Below are 4,576 nucleotides of genomic sequence, written 5' to 3'. Positions count from 1 at the left end.
GGCGCACTCGAAAGCGGGCCGCGCAGAGGCGCGCGAGAAAGCCCTCGCCATGCTGGGGGCCGTGCGCATTCGCGAGCCCGGCCGCGTCTATGTACTCTATCCGCACGAGGTCTCCGGCGGCATGGGGCAGCGCGCCATGATTGCCATGATGCTGATCGCCAAACCGGACTTGCTGATCGCCGATGAACCCACCTCGGCGCTGGACGTGACGGTGCAACTGCAGGTGCTGGGAATCCTGGACCGGCTGGTTGTCGAGCGCGGCATGGGACTTATTTTTATCTCGCACGACTTGCGGCTGGTGTCGACCTTTTGCGACCGCATCCTGGTCATGTACGCCGGCCGCGTGGTGGAGGAACTCTCGGCTGGCGGCCTGGCCGACGCCCAGCACCCCTACACCCGCGGCTTGCTCAATTGCCTGCCTCAGTTGGGTGCGGCGCGCCATCCGCTGCCGACGCTGGAGCGCCGCTCGGAGTGGGCCCTGTGAGCACTACCGGTCACACCAGCCAGGTCGGCTTGGAGATTCAGCACCTGCGAGTTGAATACGATGGTTTTGTGGCGGTGGCCGACAGTTCGCTGCGGGTCGAGGCCGGCGAGAGCTTCGGCATTGTGGGCGAATCCGGTTCCGGCAAATCCACCGTGTTGCGGGCCATTTGCGGCCTGGCGCCAATGCATTCCGGCCTGATCCAACTGCTCGGCCCGGCCGGCTTGCCGCAGCCTGGCAGCAAGCCGTTTCGCCGTCTGGTGCAAATGGTGTTCCAGGACCCCTATGGCTCGCTGCACCCGCGCCAGACCGTGGACCGCATCCTGGCCGAGCCGCTGGCGATCCACGACATCAACGATGCCGAGACGCGCATCGAGCGCGCGCTCGATGAAGTGGGTTTGGGCAGCGGCTTTCGCTTTCGTTACCCGCACCAGCTCTCGGGCGGCCAGCGCCAGCGCATCGCCATCGCGCGCGCCCTGATTCTGGAGCCGCAGATTCTGTTGCTCGACGAGCCGACCTCGGCACTGGACGCCTCGGTGCAGGCCGAGGTGCTCAATTTGCTGGAAGACCTGCGGCGCCGGCGCGGCCTGACCTTCGTCATGGTCAGCCACGACCTGGCGGTGCTGACCCATATGTGCCAGCGGCTGCTGGTAATGCAGCGCGGCCAGACGGTCGAGTTGCTGGCGGCCAGCGACCTGGCCGCCAGCCGGGTGCAGGATGACTACACACGCAAGCTGATGCTGGCGTCAACCGGTTTTCGCCGCACTGCGGCACTGGGAGAAGATTGATGATCAACTGGGAAGCCCATGCCTGCTTGCCCCTGCATCCAGAGGCCGACTTCGGGCCGCTGGACCGGCTGCATGCCGCTGGCGTGAACTATGTATCGGTCAACATCGGCATGGACATGAATCCGCTCTCGCAGGTGATGTCGGTGATTGCCGGTTTTCGCGCCAGCATCGCGGCACAGCCGCAGCGTTATGTGCTGGTGGACAGCGTGCAAGACATTGAACGCGCCGCCGCAGACGGGAAACTGGCCATCGGTTTCGACCTGGAAGGTGCCATGCCCTTACTGGAGCAGCCCCAGATGGTGGCGCTGTACCGGCAGTTGGGCGTGCGGCAGATGCATCTGGCCTACAACCGCAACAACAGTGTGGCGGGTGGTTGCCACGATGTCGAGCAGGGCTTGACGCCGCTGGGCCACCAGGTGGTGGCGGCGATCAACGCGGCGGGGGTCTTGATGGACTGCTCGCACACCGGGCGCCGCTGCAGCCTGGACATCATGGCAGCCTCGACCCAGCCGGTGATCTTCAGCCACTCCAACCCGCTGGCGCTGGTGGAACATGGGCGCAACGTCACCGACGAACAGATACGTGCCTGCGCCGCCACCGGCGGTGTGGTCTGTGTCTCGGGCGTCTCGATGTTCCTGAACAGCAACGCGCCGACGGCCGACGATGTGGCCCGGCATGCCGCTTACGTGGCGGATCTGGTCGGCGTGGCGCATGTGGGCATTGGCCTCGATATCAGCTTTCACCAGAGCGAGCTCGATGACAACCCGCCGGGCGACTTCGATCCCGCCTACTGGTGGCCCAAGTCGGCCGGCTACAACCGCGGCATCGCGCGCACCGCCTACCCACCGGTCGAGAGCTGGAAAGTGCTGGGCGCCGCTTTGCAAGGAGTCGGCATGACTGCCGGCGAGGCGGCGCAGGTCATGGGCGGCAATATGCTGCGCGTGGCCGGGCAGGTTTGGCAATGACAATGTTTTTCCGGGAGACTGGCATGCGTCAATTTGAGGCTTCGGGCACCGCCCGGTTCGCCGTCCGCGCAGCGCTGCTGGGGCTGAGCGTCCTGGCGTCAGCTTGCGCCACAACACCCGCGGCAAGCAGCAACAGCGACTCGCTGCAACGCATTCGCAACGTGGTGGTGATCTACGCCGAAAACCATAGCTTCGACAATTTGTATGGTCTGTTTCCCGGCGCCAACGGCGTCAGTCGCGCCACTGCCGAGCAAAAAACACAAGTCGATCACGATGGCAAGGCGCTGCCCGAGTTGCTGGTATTCGGGCGTGACGGCAAGCCCGACAGCAACTACCCACGCCTGCCCAACGCGCCGTTCCGGATCGACGCGGCGCCGGTGAGCCGGCCGCCTACCACGATCGTGCCGAGCCCGATCCACGACTACTTTTATCACCAGGAACAGATCACCGGCGGGCGCAACAATATGTTTGCCGCCATGTCCAGCGTCGGCGGCTGGAGCATGGGCTACTACGACGGCAGTTCGTTCAAGCTGTGGCAATGGGCCCGCGAATACACGCTGGCGGACAACTTCTTCCAGGCGGCTTTTGGCGGCTCCTACCTGAACCATCAGTGGCTTATCTGTGCCTGCACACCGAAGTTCGCCAATGCGCCCGACAACATGCGGGTGCGACTCGACGCCAGCGGCAAGCTTGAAAAACGGCCGGGCTCGCCGTCCGCCGCGGTCGGGGCGGTGCAAATCCGCAGCGACGGTCTGGGCCGCAGCGTGACCGTCGACGGCTGGTCGGTCAATACCTCGCAGCCGCCGTACCAGCCCAGCGGCATTGCGCCTGCGTCAGGCGGCCCGGCCACCGACGCCAACCCGCAGGGCGTCAAATATGCAGGCCGTGATTCGGGTCTGCCGGTGCCGGCGCAAACCGCCACCACCATTGGCGATACGCTGTCGGCCAAAGGCGTTTCCTGGGCCTGGTACGCGGGCGGCTGGAACGCCGCCCTGGCCGATGGCATGCAGCCGCCCGAGGCCAAACGCCGCGTCATTTACAGCGCTGGGAAGGATTCACCCAACTTCCAGCCGCATCATCAGCCGTTCAACTATTACGCCCGCTTTGCCCCGGGCACGCCGGACCGTGCCCTGCATCTGAAGGACGGTGCCGACTTCATGGCCGACATTGCCGCCGGGACGCTACCGGCCGTGTCGTTTTACAAACCGAGCGGGCGCGACAGCCAGCATCCGTCCTATACCGACATCATGTTAGGCGACGCGCACATGGCGCAGGTGCTGGAAAAACTGCGGGCCAGCCCGCAATGGAAAGACCTGCTGGTGATCGTGACCTACGACGAAAACGGCGGCTACTGGGACCATGTGCCGCCACCGCAAGGGCCCGGCTGGGGCGATCGTTGGGGTCCCGGTTCGCGCATACCGGCGCTGCTGATCGGGCCGCACGTGAAACGCGGCTTCGTCGATTCCACCTCGTACGACACCACCTCGATCCTGAAATTCATCAGCAAGCGTTTTGATCTGCCGGCGCTGCCCGGCGTGCGCGCCAACACCGGTGATCTCACACCGGCGTTGAAGCCTTAGAGTTTCCCCAGCAGCAAAAATTCCATCAAGGCTTTTTGCACGTGCAGCCGGTTCTCGGCTTCGTCCCAGACCACCGATTGCGGCCCGTCGATCACCTCGGCTTGCACCTCTTCACCGCGGTGCGCCGGCAGGCAGTGCATGAACAGGGCATCGGGCCTGGCGGCGCGCATCATCTCGAGGTCCACGCACCAGTCGTTGAAGGCCACTTTGCGCGCCGCATTTTCGGCTTCATAGCCCATGCTGGTCCAGACATCGGTGGTCACCAGGTCGGCGCCGGCACAGGCTTGCATCGGGTCGCTGAACACCTGGTAGCTATCGTTCGAACGCAGGCCGGCGATCGACTGGTCCACTTCGTAGCCGCCGGGCGTGCTGACATGCACCTTGAAGCCCAGGATTTCGCTGGCATGCAGCCAGGTGTTTGCCATGTTGTTGCCGTCACCGACCCAGGCCACCGTCCTGCCGGCAATCGAACCCCGGTGCTCAATGTAGGTGAAGATGTCGGCCAGGATCTGACAGGGGTGGAATTCGTTGGTCAGACCGTTGATCACCGGCACCCGTGAATGCTCGGCAAAACGCTCGATCTTGGTTTGTTCAAAAGTTCTGATCATCACCAGATCGACCATCCGGCTGATCACCTTGGCGCTGTCCTCGATCGGTTCGGAACGGCCCAGTTGGCTGTCGCCGGTGGTCAGGTGCACCACGCTGCCACCCATCTGGTACATGCCGGCCTCGAAGCTGACCCGGGTGCGGGTCGAGGCCTTC

The 4,576-nt window shown here is 64.5% G+C and carries 5 protein-coding genes; 4 read left to right on the top strand and 1 reads right to left on the bottom strand.

Features of this window, described 5'->3' with window-relative positions; all coding sequences use genetic code 11:
* The 4 genes from PHS32_RS23835 to acpA all read left to right on the top strand — a co-directional run.
* Nucleotides 1-484 (top strand): ATP-binding cassette domain-containing protein (locus PHS32_RS23835; protein ID WP_301082033.1); only part of this gene is annotated, 484 nt, incomplete at its 5' end.
* A 29-nt stretch (nt 485-513) separates the two neighbouring features.
* Complete coding sequence (locus tag PHS32_RS23830) at nt 514-1,269, top strand: ABC transporter ATP-binding protein (protein WP_301082036.1); 756 nt, start codon at nt 514-516, stop codon at nt 1,267-1,269.
* A complete protein-coding gene (locus tag PHS32_RS23825) occupies nt 1,269-2,234 on the top strand; it encodes a membrane dipeptidase (RefSeq protein WP_301082032.1) in 966 nt (321 codons plus the stop codon). The genes PHS32_RS23830 and PHS32_RS23825 overlap by 1 nt, the downstream gene beginning before the upstream one ends.
* A gap of 23 nt (nt 2,235-2,257) precedes the next feature.
* On the top strand, nt 2,258-3,814 hold the full coding sequence (gene acpA, locus PHS32_RS23820; protein ID WP_301082030.1) for an acid phosphatase: 1,557 nt from the start codon (nt 2,258-2,260) through the stop codon (nt 3,812-3,814).
* Here the strand turns inward: acpA and argF are convergent.
* Nucleotides 3,811-4,576: ornithine carbamoyltransferase (gene argF, locus PHS32_RS23815; protein ID WP_301082027.1), on the bottom strand; the 766-nt coding region annotated here is incomplete at its 5' end. The genes acpA and argF overlap by 4 nt on opposite strands.

This window comes from Rhodoferax sp. (genome assembly GCF_028714215.1).
In the GTDB taxonomy this organism is placed as follows: Bacteria; Pseudomonadota; Gammaproteobacteria; order Burkholderiales; family Burkholderiaceae_C; genus Rhodoferax.
Note: the sequence above shows the minus strand (reverse complement) of the source record. Positions and strands in the feature narration are given on the sequence as shown.